14 protein-coding genes and 1 pseudogene are annotated in these 17,665 nt (G+C 67.7%); 6 read left to right on the top strand and 9 right to left on the bottom strand.

Annotated elements, in window-relative coordinates; genetic code table 11:
- The first annotated feature begins 212 nt into the window (after positions 1-212).
- The gene (locus tag AC50YM_RS12565; RefSeq protein ID WP_494957287.1) at positions 213-1,061 is read left to right on the top strand and encodes an SDR family NAD(P)-dependent oxidoreductase; all 849 of its coding nucleotides are present in this window, start codon (positions 213-215) and stop codon (positions 1,059-1,061) included.
- Positions 1,062-1,154: 93 nt separating this feature from the next.
- On the opposite strand, the gene AC50YM_RS12570 is transcribed toward AC50YM_RS12565, so the two are convergent.
- From AC50YM_RS12570 to AC50YM_RS12600, 7 genes are all read right to left on the bottom strand, one after another.
- Complete coding sequence (locus AC50YM_RS12570; protein WP_494957288.1) at positions 1,155-3,260, bottom strand: putative bifunctional diguanylate cyclase/phosphodiesterase; 2,106 nt, start codon at positions 3,258-3,260, stop codon at positions 1,155-1,157.
- Between the two features lie 133 nt (positions 3,261-3,393).
- Complete coding sequence (locus AC50YM_RS12575) at positions 3,394-5,610, bottom strand: EAL domain-containing protein (RefSeq protein ID WP_494957289.1); 2,217 nt, start codon at positions 5,608-5,610, stop codon at positions 3,394-3,396.
- Positions 5,611-5,731: 121 nt separating this feature from the next.
- The gene (locus AC50YM_RS12580; protein WP_494957290.1) at positions 5,732-7,174 is read right to left on the bottom strand and encodes a UDP-glucose dehydrogenase family protein; all 1,443 of its coding nucleotides are present in this window, start codon (positions 7,172-7,174) and stop codon (positions 5,732-5,734) included.
- Positions 7,171-8,319 carry a glycosyltransferase family 4 protein gene (locus AC50YM_RS12585; protein WP_494957291.1) on the bottom strand — a complete coding sequence of 383 codons (1,149 nt, stop codon included), beginning with the start codon at positions 8,317-8,319 and terminating at the stop codon, positions 7,171-7,173. Before AC50YM_RS12585 ends, AC50YM_RS12580 begins: the two co-directional genes overlap by 4 nt.
- A 298-nt stretch (positions 8,320-8,617) precedes the next feature.
- On the bottom strand, positions 8,618-8,869 hold the full coding sequence (locus AC50YM_RS12590; protein WP_494957292.1) for an NfeD C-terminal domain-containing protein: 252 nt from the start codon (positions 8,867-8,869) through the stop codon (positions 8,618-8,620).
- Positions 8,866-10,302: a flotillin family protein gene (locus tag AC50YM_RS12595; RefSeq protein WP_494957293.1), complete on the bottom strand. Its 1,437-nt coding sequence runs from the start codon at positions 10,300-10,302 to the stop codon at positions 8,866-8,868. The genes AC50YM_RS12590 and AC50YM_RS12595 overlap by 4 nt, the downstream gene beginning before the upstream one ends.
- Positions 10,303-10,540: 238 nt before the next feature.
- On the bottom strand, positions 10,541-11,419 hold the full coding sequence (locus AC50YM_RS12600) for an HNH endonuclease (RefSeq protein ID WP_494957294.1): 879 nt from the start codon (positions 11,417-11,419) through the stop codon (positions 10,541-10,543).
- Positions 11,420-11,473: 54 nt separating this feature from the next.
- Between AC50YM_RS12600 and AC50YM_RS12605 the strand changes: the two genes are divergently transcribed.
- Complete coding sequence (locus AC50YM_RS12605) at positions 11,474-11,653, top strand: hypothetical protein (protein WP_494957295.1); 180 nt, start codon at positions 11,474-11,476, stop codon at positions 11,651-11,653.
- A 154-nt stretch (positions 11,654-11,807) separates the two neighbouring features.
- On the opposite strand, the gene AC50YM_RS12610 is transcribed toward AC50YM_RS12605, so the two are convergent.
- Together AC50YM_RS12610 and AC50YM_RS12615 are read right to left on the bottom strand one after the other, a co-directional pair.
- Positions 11,808-12,236, bottom strand: a complete 429-nt coding sequence (locus AC50YM_RS12610; protein ID WP_494957365.1) for a TetR-type transcription factor C-terminal domain-containing protein — start codon at positions 12,234-12,236, stop codon at positions 11,808-11,810.
- A gap of 12 nt (positions 12,237-12,248) precedes the next feature.
- A pseudogene (locus AC50YM_RS12615) lies at positions 12,249-12,488 on the bottom strand (TetR/AcrR family transcriptional regulator); the annotation flags it as partial.
- A 130-nt stretch (positions 12,489-12,618) separates the two neighbouring features.
- Here AC50YM_RS12615 and AC50YM_RS12620 point away from each other — a divergent pair.
- From AC50YM_RS12620 to AC50YM_RS12635, 4 genes are all read left to right on the top strand, one after another.
- The gene (locus tag AC50YM_RS12620) at positions 12,619-14,277 is read left to right on the top strand and encodes a class I adenylate-forming enzyme family protein (RefSeq protein WP_494957296.1); all 1,659 of its coding nucleotides are present in this window, start codon (positions 12,619-12,621) and stop codon (positions 14,275-14,277) included.
- 2 nt (positions 14,278-14,279) lie between these two features.
- Positions 14,280-15,074, top strand: coding sequence for an SDR family oxidoreductase (locus AC50YM_RS12625; RefSeq protein ID WP_494957297.1), 795 nt, complete (start codon positions 14,280-14,282; stop codon positions 15,072-15,074).
- Positions 15,075-15,152: 78 nt separating this feature from the next.
- Positions 15,153-16,391 carry an acyl-CoA dehydrogenase family protein gene (locus tag AC50YM_RS12630; protein WP_494957298.1) on the top strand — a complete coding sequence of 413 codons (1,239 nt, stop codon included), beginning with the start codon at positions 15,153-15,155 and terminating at the stop codon, positions 16,389-16,391.
- Entirely contained in the window at positions 16,388-17,488 is a 1,101-nt protein-coding gene (locus AC50YM_RS12635) for a phosphotransferase family protein (RefSeq protein WP_494957299.1), read from the top strand. The genes AC50YM_RS12630 and AC50YM_RS12635 overlap by 4 nt, the downstream gene beginning before the upstream one ends.
- Positions 17,489-17,665: the final 177 nt, after the last annotated feature.

Below are 17,665 nucleotides of genomic sequence, written 5' to 3' on the forward strand. Positions count from 1 at the left end.
AGCGCCGATGGTACTGCACCCGGGAGGGTGTGGGAGAGTAGGTCACCGCCGGAACATCATTACACGGTCGAGAGCCCCAACCACACAGGTCGGGGCTCTCCCGCATTTAACGCTCAATCCACATAGGGAACATCCGTCCTCCCCGCGTCGTTGTGGTTCGGTAGGCTCGATTCCGACAGCCCGCTTACCGATTCCGCTCAAAGGACTCATTCATGACCGCACGGACCATCGTTATAACCGGGGCCAGCGACGGCATCGGCGCGTCCGCCGCGCGGACCCTGAGCAAACAGGGGGACCAGATCGTCGTCGTCGGGCGTTCCGCGGAGAAGACGGCAAGGGTCGCGACAGAGATCGGCGCGGACTACTTCGTCAGCGACTTCGCGGAACTGGCACAGGTGCGCCAACTCGCCGCGCAGCTGCGGGAGAAGTACCCGCGGATCGATGTCCTGGCCAACAACGCCGGCGGCATCATGGGCCACCGCGGGCTCACCGTTGACGGCCATGAGAAGACCTTCCAGATCAACCACCTGGCCCCGTTCCTGCTCACCACCGAGTTGCTGGACGTGCTCACCGCCAGCAGCGCCACGGTCATCAACACGTCCAGCGCCGCGAACGCGCTGTACGGCAAGCTGGACCTGAACGACCTTGAGACGGCCACCAAGTATTCAGCGAATCTGGCGTACGGCAACGCGAAGCTGGCGAACATCCTCTTCACCGCGGAGCTGAACAACCGCTACCAGGCGGCCGGGATCTCGACGGCGGCCTTCCATCCCGGTGTCGTGGCCACCAACTTCGCGGCGGACACCACCAGCCCGTTCCGTTTTATGTACCGGAGTTTCCTGAACAGGTTCATGCTAAGCCCCGAACAGGGCGCGGACACGCTGGTCTGGCTCGCCACGGCTAAACCCGGGGAGGACTGGATCTCCGGTGCCTACTACGCCAAGCGGGCGCTGGCGAAAGCCAACAAGCAGGCGTACGACCCGGAGCTTGCGCGGGGCCTGTGGGAGCGCAGCGCCGCCATGGTGGGCGCAGACCTGGGCGAGCTCGATCCCCGGACCTGACCGGAGATAAACCGACGTGGCCAGAGCCGGCGCGAACCAGCCGGCCGCAACCCAGCCGGCCGGAACCAGCAGGCCGCAGCTGCGGCGGGGTCTTCAGCCAGCCCGGCGGGGGGCCCCGGCCAGCGCCGCCACGGCCGCGGCCGTGTTGCGGATGCCGAGTTCCCTCCGGTGCTCCGGCTCAGGCCGGGAAAACAGGAAGCCCTGCAGGGCATCGCAGCCATGGTCCATCAGGTAGTGCGCCTGCTCCGGGGTTTCGATGCCCTCGGCCGTGACCTTCAGGCCCAGGCTGTGCGCCATGTGGATCATCGAGGTCAGGATCGGCAGCTTCTCCGCCCCGGTGTGCAGCAGCGACACGAAGGACTTGTCGATCTTGACGATATCCACCGGGAGCTCCTGCAGGCGGCCCAGCGAGGAGTATCCGGTGCCGAAGTCGTCCAGGGCCACCCGGACCCCGGCCCCGCGCAGGCTCTCGAGCTGGGAGATGACGTGGGATCGGGGGTCGAAGAAGACACTTTCGGTCACCTCCAGCACCAGCTGGTGCGGATCCACCTTGCCGTGCGCCGCGACGTCCAGGACGCTGTCGGCGAAGTCCCGGTGCAGCAGCTGCACGCCGGAAACGTTGACCGCCAGGGTCCGGGTCGGGTCCTCCCCAAGCCAGGGCTGCAGCTCAGCGCAGCTGCGGCGAAGCACCTCCGCGCCGATGTCCCGGATCAGACCGCTGCGTTCCGCGGTCCGGATGAACTCGTCCGGCGGGATCAGCTTCCCCTCGAACTGCCAGCGTGCCAAAGCCTCGAACTGCACGACGTCCAGCGACCCGGTGGACACCACCGGCTGGTAATGCACAATGATCTGGCCCAGTTCCACGGCCCGCCGCAGCCCTGCTGTGAGCTGGGTCCGTGTCAGCAGCTCGGCCAGCATCTCCGGCTTGAAGTGCAGATAGCAGTTCTTGCCGGCTTCCTTGGCGGCGTACATCGCCAGGTCCGCCTGCCGCAACAGCTCCGAGGACGTCATGGCCCCGGCGCTCCGCGAGGCCACCCCGAGGCTGAGGCCCGGCCGCAGGAGGGTGCCCTCGATGGAGAACGGCGCGTTCAGGGTGGCGACGATCCGCTGGGCAACGGCATCGGAATCGTTACAGCCCACCAGCAGCACGACGAACTCGTCCCCGCCGAGCCGGGCCACGGTGCCGTGCGGCCCGACGCACTGCTGCAGCCGGCCCGCGATTTCCACCAGCATCTCGTCCCCGGCATGGTGCCCCAGGATGTCGTTGACTTCCTTGAAGTCATCCAGGTCCAACAGCAGCACGTGCACCGGAGCCCGGGTCAGCAGGGCGGCGGCGACGCGTTCCGCGAAGAGGATCCGGTTGGCGAGCCCGGTCAGCGGGTCCCGGAACGCGAGTTCCTTGAGTTTGTCTGCCTGCTCGGCAAGTTCCGCCAGCGCGCGCCGGGCCTGGTCCTCGGCGCGTTGTTTGGAGGTGATGTCCCGGAAGTTCCAGATCCGGCCCACGACCACGTCGGCGACTTTCTGCGGCCGGGAATAGAGCTCCACGGTGCGGCCGTCTTTGAAATCCAGCACATCGTTGCTCTGTCTGACATTGTCCGTATAGAGTTCCGTGACTTTCTGCAGGAAGCCCTCCGGATCACGCAGCTGCCGTGAAATGAAGGTGACCAGCGCCAACGGATCTTCAGCCGTGATCATCTCGGGCGGCATGCCCCACAGCTTCAGGTACTGGTCATTGATCCCGGTGATGAGTCCCTCGGTGGAGATGACGACAATCCCGTCAGCGGTGGATTCCAGCGTGGCATCCAGGAGGGAGACGGCCAGCCGCCGGCCGGAATCGGTATCCTCCCGGTGGCTCCCGTCCCTGATGGCTACCGCCATGGCCGGGCTGGCATCGACCGTGACCAGCGAGCAGGTGATCTCCAGGGACAGCTCACGGCCGTCCCGACGGCGGCCTGCCGCAGCGAACGGCCGGCTGACGGACAGGCTGCCGCGGCCCAGCCGGCCCAGGACCCGCAGGAAGCCGCCGCGCTCGTCCTCGGAGAGCAGGATGTTGTGCGCCGTTCCGAGCAGCTGGTCGCGCGGGTAGCCAAAGAGGCGCTCAGCGGCCGCGTTCACAAAAGCGATGGTTCCGTCAGTGTTCAGCAGCAGGAAAGCGTCGGGACTCTGCTCAAGCAGGCCCTCTTCAATCCCTGTTCCCACGGCGATACCGGCCCCCAAAGCGACGGTTGATGTGCTGATGACTGTCCCGGCGGCGCGCCGTGGACACTTCTTTCCCTGAATCATAGGGTCCGTTGGCCCCGAATGCAGTACCCCGGAAACGGACTCTGCCGGGTCACCGCGGCCCGGACACCCGTTCACCCCGCAGGACGGCGAACGCGGCGTTGGACCGGGCGATCGCGGACCGCAGACCGGGCGCGGCGGTTGGGCGCGCGAACAGGAAACCCTGCAGCGAATCGCAGTCCAGTTTGCTCAGGTACTCGGCCTGCGCCGCCGTCTCGACGCCTTCGGCCGTGACACTCAGGCCCAGGCCGTGGGCAATGGTGATCATGCCGTCAAGGATCGGCAGCTTCTCATCGCCGGTGTGGATCATGGACGTGAACGACTGGTCGATCTTCAAGGTGTCCACGGGGAGCCCCTGGAGCCGTCCCAGCGAGGAGAATCCGGTGCCGAAGTCATCCAGCGCGACCCGCACGCCGGCGTTCCGGAGCGCGGTGAGCTGCTGGATCACGTGGCCGTCGTCGTGGAAGAAGACACTTTCGGTGACTTCCACGGCCAGCTGCCGCGGATCCACCCCGGTGCTCCGGGCGACGGCCAGCAGCAGCTCGGCAAAGTCCCCGTGCTGGAGCTGCACCCCGGAAACGTTGACCGCGAGGGCGCGCGAGGGGTCCTCCGCCAGCCAGGGCCCCAGTTCGGTGCAGCCCTTGAGCAGCACCTCGGTCCCAATTTCGACGATCAGGCCGCTGCGTTCCGCGGCCGGAATGAACTGCTCAGGGGAGACGATGCCGCCCTCGCGCTCCCAGCGGGCCAGCGCCTCAACCGTCTCGACGACGCCGCGCCGGGCCGAGAGGATGGGCTGGTAGTGCACGGTGATCTCGCCGGCATCCACGGCCAGCCGAAGCCCGGCCTCCAGTTCGGTCCGCTCGACCAGGCTCTTCATCATCTCGGGCCGGAACCGCAGGTACCGGTTCTTCCCGGCGGCTTTGGCGGCGTACATCGCGACGTCGGCCCGGCGCAGCAGCTCGGAGGCGTCCACTGCGTCCTCGTTGATCGACGCCAGGCCCAGGCTGAGGCTCGGGTGGAGCATGGTGCCGTCGATCCAGAGGGGCGCCTTCAGGGACGCGACGATCCGCTCGGCGACCATTCCGGGATCCAGCGAGCCGACCAGAAGCACCACGAATTCGTCACCGCCCAGGCGTGCTACAACGTCGCTCGGGCGGACACACTCGCGCAGCCGCCGGCCCACCTCGACCAGCAGCTGGTCCCCGGCGTGGTGGCCCAGGATGTCGTTGACCTCCTTGAAGTCGTCAAGGTCCAGGAGCAGGACGTCGACGGCGGTGCCGCACGGCCCGCGCAGTGCCGCCTCGAGGTGGTCGTTGAAAAGCTGCCGGTTGGACAGCCCGGTCAGCGGGTCCTGGAAGGCGAGGGCCTTGAGCTGCGCGGCTTTCTCGGCCAGGTCGGCCAGGGCCTGGGTGATCAGGTCCTGCGCGACCCGGGCCGGGGTCACGTCGCGGAAGCTCCACACGCGGCCGACGACCCGGTCCGCGACCTTCTGCGGGCGGGAGTAGCGTTCGAAGGTGCGGCCGTCACGGAAGTCCAGGACGTCGTGGCTTTCGGCGTCCGGATCGGCATAGAGCGCGGTGACCTTTTCCACGAACTGCGCGGGGTGCACCAGCTGGTCCAGGACGAAGCTCAACACAGCGTCGTCGTCCTGCGTGGCCAGCAGCTCCCGCGGGATGCCCCACATCGAGGTGAACTGGTTGTTGACGCTGGCGATCCGGCCTTTGCCGTCGACGACGAGAATGCCGTCGGCCGTGGATTCCAGCGTTGCGCTGAGCAGGGACAGGGCTTCACGGAGTCCCGCGTCGGCGGCGAGCCGGTGCGAGGTGCTGCGGACGGCGACGGCCACGCTGACCGGCGCGTCGCTGGTGTCCCCGACCAGCAGCGAGCAGGCCACTTCGCCCTGGAACTCGGTGCCGTCGCGCCGCAGTCCGTAGGCCTCCACCGGCGGGAGGCCGGGGTCGGCATGGGCGGCGGGTTTGGCGAGCGGGCCGTCGTTGCCGGCGGCTGGGGTGTCAGCTTTGGTGAGTGGGCCGCCGTCGGCCTCCTTTCGGAGGTCGAAAACGTGCCGATGGAAGCTGCTCCGGAACCCCTCGGCGAGTAGCATGCGGTGGTCCTGGCCCACGAGCTCCTCGCGGGTGTAGCCGAACAGGCGCTCTGTGGCGGCGTTGACCAGGCGGATGGTGCCCTCCTCGGAGATCACCAGGAGGGCGTCGGGGCTGGATTCGAAGACCGCCTCGGCGTCGGGCGCAGGGTGCGAGAAAGCCGTCACCGCGCTACTGCCGTTCGAATCTGGGACCACCGGTAGTTCATTTCGCGTCCTCCCCTCCGGAAATCATAGGGGTGGCCGGTAGCGAGATGCCGCGTTACGCCCGCGTTTCAGCGGCGGGGTTTCAGGCGGTCCGGTCAGCGCCGGGTGCGCTGGTCGAAATGAGCTGGTGGCCCGGGGCCCGGTTCGGGCCGGTTGGCGCGGGTGCGGTGGGGCTGGTTGCGCGGCCCAGGCCGCGGACGGTCCAGCCTTCCGCTTCCCAGGCGGAGGCGTCGACGGCGTTCCGGGCGTTAAGCAGGATCCGGCGCCGGACCAGCGCCCCGGCGTCGGCCGGGGCGAGCGCGACATACTCATCCCATTCGGTCAGCAGCAGCACCAGCTCCGCACCCTCCAGCGCCTGGCCCGTGGCCGGTTCGAAGCGCAGCTGCGGGTAGCGGAGCCACGCGTTGTTGATCGCGGCAGGATCCGTCACGGTGACATGCGCGCCGTGCGACGCCAGCTGCAGGGCAACGTCCAGGGCGGGGGAGTCGCGGATGTCGTCGGTATCCGGTTTGAAGGCCGCGCCGAGCACCGTGAGCCGGCGGCCGCTCAGCTGGCCGCCGCACAGCTCCCGGGCCAGCCCCACGGTCCGGGAACGCTGGTCGCGGTTGATCGAGTCCACCACGTCCATCCACTGGTCCACCGAATCCACGCCCAGACCGGCCGCCTGGACCCGGAGGGAGCGGATGTCCTTGGGCAGGCAGCCGCCGCCGAACCCGAGGCCGGCATGGAGGTACCGGCTCCCGATACGCGGATCAAGGCCCATCGCCGAGCCCAGCTGCCGTACATCGGCGCCCGTGGCGTCGCAGAGCTCGGCCATGGCATTGATGAAGCTGAGCTTGGTGGCAAGGTACGCGTTCGACGCCGATTTGATCAGTTCCGCTGTGGCGAAGTTACACACCAGCCGCGGAACCCCGGCGGCCAGCAGGGGCTCGTAGACGGCGTCGAGGGCTGCGGTGATCGCGGTGCCGCTGGTCGCTAAGCCGCTGGCTGCCGTGCCGCTGGTCGCTAAGCCGCCTTCGGGGACGCCGTAGACCAAGCGGTCCGGGACCAGGGAGTCCCTGACCGCGGTGCCCTGGCGCAGGAACTCGGGATTCCAGCCCAGGAGCACGTCGGGCCGCTCCGCCAACACGCCGCTGAGCATGTCCACCGTGCCGACCGGAACCGTGGACTTGCCCACCACGGCGGACCCGGCGGCCAGATGGGGCAGGAGGGCCTCGGTCGCGGCGACGAGGTAACGGAGGTCGGCGCCGTCGGAGGTCTTGGACTGCGGTGTGCCCACGCAGAGGAAATGCAGCTGGGCGCAGGCGGCGTCGGCGAATTCCGTGGAGAAGCTCAGCCGGCCGGTGGCGACGCCGTCGCGCAGGAGTTCGTCCAGCCCGGGCTCGTGGAACGGCGCCGCACCGCGGCCCAGCTGCTCGACTTTGGCGGCGTCGACGTCGATCCCCACCACGCGGTGGCCCATCGACGCCAGGGTGGCCGCGTGCACGGCGCCAAGGTAGCCGCAGCCGATCACGGAAATTCTCACAGGGTGACTCCTTGGGTGGTTGGTGCGGCGATGTCGGCGGCGAGGACCGCCTGGTAGTGCTGGACCAGTTCGGCGCCCAAGGCGGACCATGTCCGGCCCTGGACCGATGCATGGGCAGCTGCTGCGAACGCGCGGCGCTTGGCGTCGTCGCCCATCAGGTCCACCACGTGGTTCCGCAGCGCGGCCAGGTCGCCCGGTTTATACAGCCAGCCGGTGCGGGAGTTCTCGACGAGGTCCAGCGGACCGCCGCGGCCCGTGGCGACCACCGGCACGCCCGAGGCCATCGCCTCCTGGATGGTCTGGCAGAAGGTCTCGAACTCGCCGGGGTGCACGAAGAGATCGAAGGATGCCACAGCCCTGGCCAGTTCCTCGCCGCCGAGGAAACCGGTGAAGACGGCGTCCGGCAGGGCCTCCTCGAGGGCCTGCCGCTGGGGTCCGTCGCCCACAATCACCAGCCGGGTGCCGGGAACGTCGGCCAGCACGGCGAGGTCCTGCACCTGCTTTTCGACCGCGAGCCGGCCCACGTAGCCGATGATGCGCTCGCCGGCCGGGGCGACGGCGGCCCGCCATCCGGCGTCGCGCTTGGCGGGGGAGAACCGCTCGGTATCCACGCCGCGCCGCCACATCTCGACCCGGGGGATGCCGCGGCCGCGGAGCTGGTTGACCGCGAAGCTGGACGGGGCGAGGGTCCGGGAGGAGAGCCGGTGGATGTTTTCCACCCGGTTCCAGGCCCAGTTCTCCAGGAAGGGGACGCCATACCGCCCGGCGTAGCCCGGGACCTCGGTCTGGTAGATGGCGATGGTGGGGATTCCCAGATGGTGTGCTGCCTGCGCCGCGCGCCAGCCGAGCACGAACGGCGAGGCCAGGTGGACCACGTCCGGTGCATAGTCGGCAAGGATTCGCTTGACCCGATAAACACCGCCCATCGCCACCCGAACGTTCGCGTAGCCGGCCAGCGGAACCGAGGGCAGCCGGTGGACATGCGCCCCGTAGACCTCGTTGGGGGCCTCCGCGTCCTGCGTGGACGGCGCGATCACGAGCACCTCGTCTCCGCGCTCCTGCAGATGCTCCAGTACCCGCAGGATCGAGTGGGTTACCCCATTCATCAGCGGCAGGAATGACTCAGCAACAATTGCGATCCTCACCCCTCCACGGTGCGCGGACAGGCTTTCGGCACGGGGCTGGGCGCATGGCGGGGGAGGGAAGAGTGGGTTAACAAGGCGGTGCTGGGGCGGAATCCGCTGCGCTTCGGTGGGCATGCCCTCCGGCCGGGCCGAGGGCTGGACATAATCCCGGTATGCCCAGGCCCTGCAGCGAAGAATGAGCATGTCCACCCGGGCCGCGGCCGTGTCCGCACTCTAGACGGTGGCAAAGACCTCGGGCCGCGTTGGTGGCGCCTCGGCCCGGAATCCCGCCGGCCGTGCCGTGCCCGGTGTGGCGCTTCTAACCGCGGGCGTCTTTCCTCAGGACGTCCGGCAGCTCATCCACGTAGATGGTCTGCGGCGGCTCGTAGTAGATGACCAGGACCTCCTCACCCACCGCGAAGACACTGGCCTTGTCGAACGGGTGGGCGTGGAAGGCGCTTGTTCCGCCACGGAACGGCAGCATGACTTCGCCGATGGTGCCCGGCGCGATGCGACCGGTAACCCGCCCGATCCTGCCGGTGAGGCTCCGGTCAACGTCCCTGTGCATCATGCATCCGGAGCTTTCGTGGGCCTCTTTGGATCCTCCCGGCCATTCCTAAGGGCGGATCTGAGAGCGGGGAGATAGTCGCCCACCTGGGCCAGGATCCCGCCGATCATGCGGTTGATGCCCTCACCGCCATTGAGGACGGTGAACTGGCCAACGTGGGCGAAGGGCTCCGCTGCTGCCGCGATGATGGCGGGCATGTTTTCCGCCAGCTGCTGTGAAATAACGGCCTCCTGGTTGGTACCGAGGGCCTCGGCGCGTGCCTTGATGCCGTCCGCTTCGGCCAACGCCTTGGCCTTGATCGCCGACGCGGCAGCATCGCCGCGGGCTTTCGTGGCCGCAGCCTCCGCCTCGCCGGTGACCCGGGTGGCGCCGGCCGCCGCCGCTGCCGCGGTGGCGTTGGCGTTGGCCTGCAGTTCCGTGCGTCTGGCATTGGCCTCGGCTTCGAGTTCCGTGCGCCGGGCCAGCGCCTCCGCGGCGCTGATATCGGCGGATTTCTGGCCCTCGGCATCGGTGCGCTTTGCATAGGCCTTGGCGTCGGCCGGCTTGCGGACGGTGGTCTGCAGTTTCTGTTCCTCCCGGTCCGCTTCAAGCTTGGCCACTTCGGTCTCCTGGACCACCACCTGCTGGCGGGCCGTCGCGTCGGCGAGGGGGCCCGCCTGGGCGGCTTGTGCCTTGGCCCGTTCGGCGTTGGCCTGGGCCTCGGATTGCCGGATGGCCGAGATACTCTGTGCGTCCGCGATCAGTGCCTCCGCTTCGGCTTCCTTTTCCGCGGCCTCACGGTTCCTGGTGGCCTCGGCGATGCGCGCTTCCATCTTGACCTGGGCGATGTGCGGTTTGGCGATGTTCTCGATGTAGCCGGTGGGATCCTGCAGGTCCTTGATCTGGAGCGAATCGACCACCAGCCCCAGCTTTTCCATTTCAACGCCGCTGGCGCTGCGGACCTGTGAACCGAGCTTGTCGCGCTCGCGGATGATTTCCTCCATGGTCATGCTGCCGATGATCGAGCGCAGGTGCCCCTCGAAAACGTTGTAGACCTGGCTTTCCATTTTTGGCTGCTGGCCGAGGAAGCGCCGCGCGGCGTTGGCGATGAACGGCGGGGCATCCCCGATCTTGTAGATCACAACACCTTCGACGATCACCTGGATGCCCTGCGACGTCACACAGGAGACTTTGAGCTCGGTTTCATTGAGGGTCAGGGACAGGGTCCTGACGGTCTGCAGGCCGGGAAACACCAGCGCGCCCTTGCCGGTGACGATCTTGAAGTCCATTCCCTCCCGGGTTTCCAGGGTTCCCCGCGTCAGCCCCGAGATGATGAGAGCCTCATTGGGTTCTGCCACTTTCCACATCAGTTTGGTGGTCAGCCAAATAACGGCGATGACAACAGCCACGCCGATGATCGTGGCAAATAGCGGGAAGAATGCTGAAAAATCCGGCATACCAGGTCCTTTCACGATGCTGGAAAAGGTCGCGCGGCACGGCCCCCAACCGCTCCGCCGATAGAACCCGGCCGGACGCGAAAGCGGAAGTGCGGGCCCGCCAATCCAGCTGTTGTAGACAGTCTGATGTGCTCCCGGCCGCAAAGTCCAGCGATTAGAAAATGCGGGGACGCAAGCTGCCCTCCGACCCCCGCAGGAGGTGCCGGCAGGTCGGTTCGTTTGACGGCGCACCGTGGAGTTACTGCGGTCCCAGGAGCTCCCGGGCCTGCTGCTGGGCCTCGAGCTGTTCGGCGGAGACGGTGGATCCGCGGAGGTACCCGGCGTCACCGATGATCCGGCGCAGCTCGGCCACGGTCCGCGGGGTGCTCACCCCCTGGTGCGCCATGGCATGGCAGTTCGCGCAGAGCGGGACGAGGTCAGTGATGGGATCGAGTTCATAGCCGCTGCCGAGCTGGGAGACCGGCACGAGGTGGTGAACCGGAATGAAGTCCATGCCGATCTCGCCGTAGCTCTGCTCAAAGGAGAACCCGCAGGCGGCACAGCTGCTGCCGTAGTGCGCAATGCAGGCCCGCCGCGCGTCGGGGTCCTGTTCGTAGCGGTTTACCTCGACTCGGATGAGCGCGTCCTGCGGGTAGGTGCCCGGGCCGGGCCGCGTGGGGTCCGGCCCCGGCTGCGGTCCAAAAGCACGCCAGAGGGCCCTGACGGATGCTTCCTCGGCCGGGTCCAGGTCCAGCTCTGCCGCCTCAGCGCTGTCCCACGGCACCCCGGGCAGCGCCTCGATAAGAACGTCGCCGCCGATCTGCTCGCCGAGCGGTAGGAGCGAGTCGAAGGCCACCTGGATGTGTGTCAGGGTCTCGTCCGCCCTGGAATCGGTGGAGGCGTGCGAGAGCTGTCCGGGCTCGGTCTGCTGCGAGACCACCACGCCGTGGCCGATCAGTCCCGGCCCGGTGGCTCCCTGCACGAGCAGCCAGGCGTCCGTCCCCAAACCGATGTTCGCGTGGTGGCCGGCGCTCCACGGCTGGAGGTGCAGGCCGGTCGCACCGACGCGCTCGGCGACTTCGGCGTAGTTCCAGTCGTTCCAGCGGTCCGGGTTCCAGCCCAGGATGATGGCGGTCATCTGGCCATTCTCGCAGGCGCGGACCGCAGTAAAATTAATCCAGAGGTGTTGGACATGACCGGGTCATTTGTCGTACTGCTTTTCATCCTGGCAGCGGTTGCCCTGTTCGCCATCGTTGGCACGGTGGTGCTGGTGATCCGCGACGGCCGCGGCCAGATTCCGGTGGAGCCTTCGGACCGCCCGTGGACGGCCGGGAACCTGCCAAGCCTCCCGTACTCCCTCGTCCGGTTCTAACTGCAGCTTCCAAGTGCAGCCCCTGGCGGGCAACTGGACGCATGGCCGCTGGGCGCGGACGCTCAGCGGCCATGCTGTTGGTGCAGCTGAAGCACTGATATTGCCGCGATTCGCCGCAACGCGCCCAAACGCGCTGATGTCCACATACGCTGAGTCAGCCCCCCGCTGCTGCCCCCGCAGTCAGCCGGCACAGCCGGCCGTAGCGGTCGGCAAGTTCCTCGGGCGTGAGCTCGCCGTCGATCCGGTACCACTGGGCCACGCCAGTGCACATGGTGGTTATCGCGCGGCTCGTTTCGCGGGGGTGCGGCGCGTCGAAGATACCGGCGGTTACACCTTCATCGATGATCTCGCTAAGAAGAGCCTGCTGGCGGTCGCGGGCTGCGATGTGTTCCGCGCGTGCGGATCCTTCAAGGCTGCGGATCTCGCTGAGGGCGATGAAAGCCAGGTTGCCCCGGTGGGCGTGGAAGAGCGTGAGGCAACGGATCAGCCGGTTGAACCTGTCAAGCACGCCCTGCGGGCCGTCGGCCAGGGCTGCCGTGCTCCGGCGCCACAACTCGTTCATGGCTTCGGCATCGAGAGTCACGAGGAGTGCCTGTTTGGACGGGAAATGGTGGTAAAGGCCGGGTACGGACAAGCCTGCCCGGGTGGCAACCTGGCGGATCGTGGTCCCGTGATAGCCGTTCTCCGTGAAGCACGCCAGAGCTGCTGCCAGGGCAGGGCGGAGGACAGGCGGCGAGAAATCCTGCCACCCTCCCTGGGCGCTCGCAGTCGCCGGGCGCGCTGATCCAGTTGCCGCAGCCGACGCCGTTGAATGCGTGGCACCTTGTCCGCCCATGTCCCGGTGACCCCTTGCCGTAGTTGTGTATCTACACTATATTCGATTGAACCGAGCGAGCGCTCGGTAAAGTAATATAAGTCACACAAGATTCACCGTCCTCTGTTCAACGAAGAAGAGACTCATCGCCGTGAACGAAACCGTAGACCCAGCCTGGACTGCCCTGTATCCCGACGGCGTCCAGTCCCGCATCGAGCCGGCCGCCGGGACCATCAATGAAGCGTGGACCCAGCGCGTCCGGCAGGCGCCGGATGCCACCGCGGTCACCTACTTCGACCAAACGCTGTCCGCGTGCGACGTCGACGCTCTCACGGACGCGCTCAGCGTCGAACTTCAACAGCGGGGCGTTGGCCCCGGAAGTGCCGTCGGCATCTACCTGCAGAACATCCCGCAGTTCGCACTGTGCATGCTGGCCATCTGGAAGTCCGGGGGGACAGCGCTGATGCTGAACCCGATGTACAAGGGTAAAGAGCTCCGCAACATCATCGACGACTCGGGCGCCGTCGGAATCGTTTGCCTCGACGGCGAAATTGCCGACGTGACGGAGACGCTCCGCGGCAGCAGCGTGGCCTGGGCGATCACCACTTCGGACCTGGACTTCCAGAACGAGGACGATCCGCGGGTCTTTCGTTCGTCGATCCGGCTTGAACGCACGGAGGATGACCTCCGCTCGATCCTCCAGCGGAGGGTCGGCCAGGTCCCCGTCCCGCCGACCCTCACCGGAGACAGCGTGGCCCTGCTGACCTACACATCGGGAACCACCGGCCCGGCGAAGGGTGCCCTGGGAACCCACCGGAACGTGCTGAGCGTGGCCACGGGCTACGCCCAATGGCAGCATCTTGCGGCAGGGGACGTCGTGCTCGCCGTGGCACCTCTCTTCCACATCACGGGGGCGGTGGCCACCGCGGTGACGGCGCTCATCCACCCCGCGAACCTTGTTTTCATCAACCGGGTCCGGCCGGAGGTCATCCTCGAATCGTTCAACAGGCACGGCGTGACCCATGTGATCGGGTCCATCACCGTGTTCAATGCGCTCCTGGACCTGGCCCACGCGTCGTCCGCGGAGTTCGCGACGCTCAAGTACATCTACTCCGGGGGAGCTCCGATCCCGCCAGCCACGGTCGCGACTTTCCAGGCGCGCTTCGGCCGGTACATCCACAACGTCTACGGCATGACCGAGACGGCCTCGGCCGTGATCGCGGTGCCGCCCGGCTCGGTCGCGCCGGTCGACCCCGCCAGCGGCACCCTCGCGATCGGCGTGCCCTTGCCGAATCTCGTTGCCCGGGTCATTGGACCGGACGGCGAACCGGTTCCAGACGGAGAACCGGGGGAGCTGGAACTCAGCGGACCGCAGGTGACCCCCGGCTACCTGAACAAGCCCGCAGAGACAGCAGCGGCGATTCCCGGCGGCCGGCTGCGAACCGGGGACGTGGCGATCATGGACGCGGCCGGCTGGATCTACCTCGTGGACCGGATGAAAGACCAGATCAACGTTTCCGGCTACAAGGTGTGGCCGCGGGAAGTCGAGGACGCCCTCTATGAACACCCGGCGGTCCTCGAAGCCGCGGTGGTCGGCCAGCCGGACAGCTACAGCGGCGAAGCGGTGGTTGCCTACGTCTCGCTGAAGGCCGGCGGACAAGCGACCGACACCGAGCTGATTTCCTTCGCTAAAGGGCGGCTGGCGGCCTACAAGTACCCCCGCCGCGTCTACATCCTGAACGATTTGCCCAAAACGCACACCGGCAAGATCCAGCGGCGGGAACTCCGCGGCCTGAACCTGAAGGACTGAACGTGACCGGACAGAACAAGACCCAGCCCACCACCCCCCGCCGGCTCGACGGCAAAACCGCCCTGGTGACCGGCTCCAGCCGCGGCATCGGCCTGGCCATCGCCCGCCGGCTCTCGGCCGAAGGTGCCCGGGTCATCCTGACGGCCAGGACGCAGGAGACCCTCGACGATGCCGTCGCCTCCTTCCCGGCCGGCACCGCTTACGGAGTCGCCGGCAAAGCGGACGACGCCGGCCACCAACAGGCGGTCTTCGAGCTGATTGCCCGCGAAACCGGCGGCCTGGACATCCTGGTCAACAATGCCGGCATCAACCCGGTGTACGGTCCGCTGGCCGAACTCGACCTCGACGCCGCGCGCAAGGTCTTCAACGTGAACGTCATCGGAACCCTCGCCTGGGTGCAGGGTGCGCTGTCCCACCCCGGGCTGGGCTTCCGGGACCGCCGCGGCTGCGTCGTGAACATCTCCTCCGTGACCGGCGACACTCCCTCCGAAGGAATCGGGCTCTACGGGATCAGCAAGTCCGCGGTATCCCACCTCACCCGCACTCTCGCCGTCGAACTCGGCCCCGAGATCCGCGTCAACGCCGTCGCCCCCGGCGTCGTCAAGACCCAGTTCGCGAAGGCGCTCTACGAAGGCAAGGAAGCAGAGGTCGCCGGGCAATACCCGCTCAAACGGCTCGGCGTCCCCGAGGACGTGGCCGCCGCCGTCGCGTTCCTCGCCTCCCCGGATGCCGACTGGATTACCGGCCAGATTCTGACCGTCGACGGCGGCCTGCTGACCGCCGGCGGCACCGCCTAGCACCCATCATCAGCCTCAGCGCCCCCAGCGACGCTGTGCGTCAGCACTCCAGGCCTTCCGGCCTGAAAGGACCCTCCCATGAACCAAAGCTCCTTGCCCCCAGCCGTCGAAGACCTCCGGCTCCGCACCCGCGAGTTCATCCGCAGCGTTGTGATCCCCGCCGAGCCGCGGCCGGGCGAACGCCTGGCTGAAGGGCTCCGCCGCGAACTCGGCCAAGCCGCCAAAACCGCGGGCGTGTTCGCCCCGCACGTGCCCGTCTCCTTCGGTGGCCAGGGCCTGCCGGTGGACCAGTGGTCCCCGATCTTCCAGGAAGCCGGATATTCCCCGATCGGGCCGGCCGTTCTGAATTGCATGGCGCCGGATGAGGGCAATATGCACATGCTGAACATCATTGGCACCGAGGAGCAAAAAAGGCGCTATCTTGCGCCTCTCGCGGCCGGTGACACGTTCTCCTGCTTCGGTATGACCGAGCCCCACCCGGGCGCGGGGTCGGACCCCGCCGGGCTGCTGACCACTGCGACCCGCAATGGGGATTCCTGGACCATCACCGGGGACAAGCGTTTCACCAGCGGGGCCGAGCACGCCGGATTCGCGATCGTCATGGCACGGACCCCGGAAGCCGGGACGGACCCGAACGGCGCCACGATGTTCCTGGTGGACATGGACGCCCAGGGCGTCCGGCTGGGCAACCCAATCCACACTATTGACCGGACCATCGCCGGCGGGCATCCGAACCTGCACTTCGACAACGTGACGGTCGGACCTGAGGCGGTGCTCGGCGAAGTCGGCCTCGGCTTCAAGTACGCCCAGGTCCGGCTGGGACCGGCCCGGCTCACACACTGCATGCGCTGGCTCGGCCTGGCGCGGCGCTCGCTGGACATCGCCCTGGACCGGACCGACACCCGGGAAATATTCGGGTCACCCATCGCGCAGCTCGGCATCGCGCAGGAGATGATCGCCCAGTCCGTGATCGACATCGAAACCTCGGACGCCATCATCACCAAGACCGCAGCCCTCCTGGTCTCCGATCCCAAGGCAGGTTCTGCGATGTCCTCGATCGCCAAGGTCCACTGCTCCGAGGCCGTGTTCCGGGTTATCGACCGGGCCATCCAGCTCTGCGGGGGCGACGGCGTGTCCGACGGTCTGCCGCTGGCACAGTACGCCGCCGAAGTCCGCCCGTTCCGGATCTACGACGGCGCCAACGAAACCCACAAATGGGCCATCTCGCGGCGCGCCTCGTCGCACCGGCGCGGGGCTGTTGCCGGGGGCGAGCCGTTCCTGGGCGCTGCCCGGTTCCACGCCGGAGCCGCATCATGAAGCCCGCGGAGGTCATGGGCGTGGCCGAGCCCGAGGTCGTCGACAGCGAGGACCAGGCCGCTTCGCTGACCCGGCCGCCACTGCTCATCCTTGACACCGTCCGCGAATTCCTGGACGGAGCCGGGCTGGGGTCAGGCGACCTTGCGTGGGAGCGGATCGGGGACGGCCAGTCAAACGTGACCTTCCGGCTCCGCAGAAACGGTGCCGACGTTGTGCTCCGCCGCGGGCCCCGGCCGCCGCTGCCCAAGTCCACCCACGACATGGTGCGGGAAGCCCGGATCCAGCTGGCCCTGGCGCCCCTGGGCATGCCCGTTCCACGTATCCTGGCCGTGTGCGAGGACGACTCCGTCCTCGGTGTTCCGTTCTACGTGATGGAGCACCTCAACGGCACAGTCCTCACGGACACGGTTCCCCCGCACCTCGACGCCCCCGCATCGCGCCGGGCTACGAGTGAGGCGGTGGTGGACACCCTCGCGGACCTGCACTCGCTGGACGTGTCCAGCGGAGAGATCGCCAGGATCGGCCGGCCGCAGGGGTACCTGGAACGCCAGGTCGCGCGGTTCGCCTCGTTGTGGGACGTCAACACGACCCGGGACCTGCCCGCCGTCGGACGCCTGGCGTCCTGGCTCGAGGACAACCGTCCGGAAAGCCAACGCGATTCGGTGATCCACGGCGATTACCGCACGGGGAACCTGATGTTCGCCCCGGACGGGCCACCCCGAGTGACCGCCGTGCTCGACTGGGAAATGGCCACGCTGGGGGACCCGCTGGCCGATCTCGGCTATCTGACCGCGACCTACGCCGACGCGGACGAGCCGTTCACCACGATGGAACTGACGCCCGTCACCCGGCTTCCCGGGTACCTCCGACGGCAGGAACTGATCGACAGGTACCAGGAGCGGATGTCCCTCGACCTCACGCCGCTGCCCTGGTACCAGGCATTGGCCCTGTGGAAGGCGGCGATCTTTAGCGAGGCGATCCACACCCGCTGGTTGCGTGGCGAACGTCCGGGCGACACCGGATTCGGCGCCGCCATGGAACACGGCGTGCCGCAACTGCTGGACGTCGCCGAACGGCTCGCGACCCGACTGAAGTAAACCCGCGTCAAGTCCGCCACCAGTGGACCGCCCGTTCCGGGCCGTCCGCTCCTCAACCGTGGCCGCCCCCAGAGCCATGTCTCGCCTCATCTAGCCTCAGCCCAATTTCTCGTACAGCGCAGTAGGGAAGGACACACCATGGATAGCACCATCCGACTCGAGGCTGCCCCGCCGTCC

It is taken from the genome of Pseudarthrobacter sp. RHLT1-30-1 (assembly GCF_059383415.1).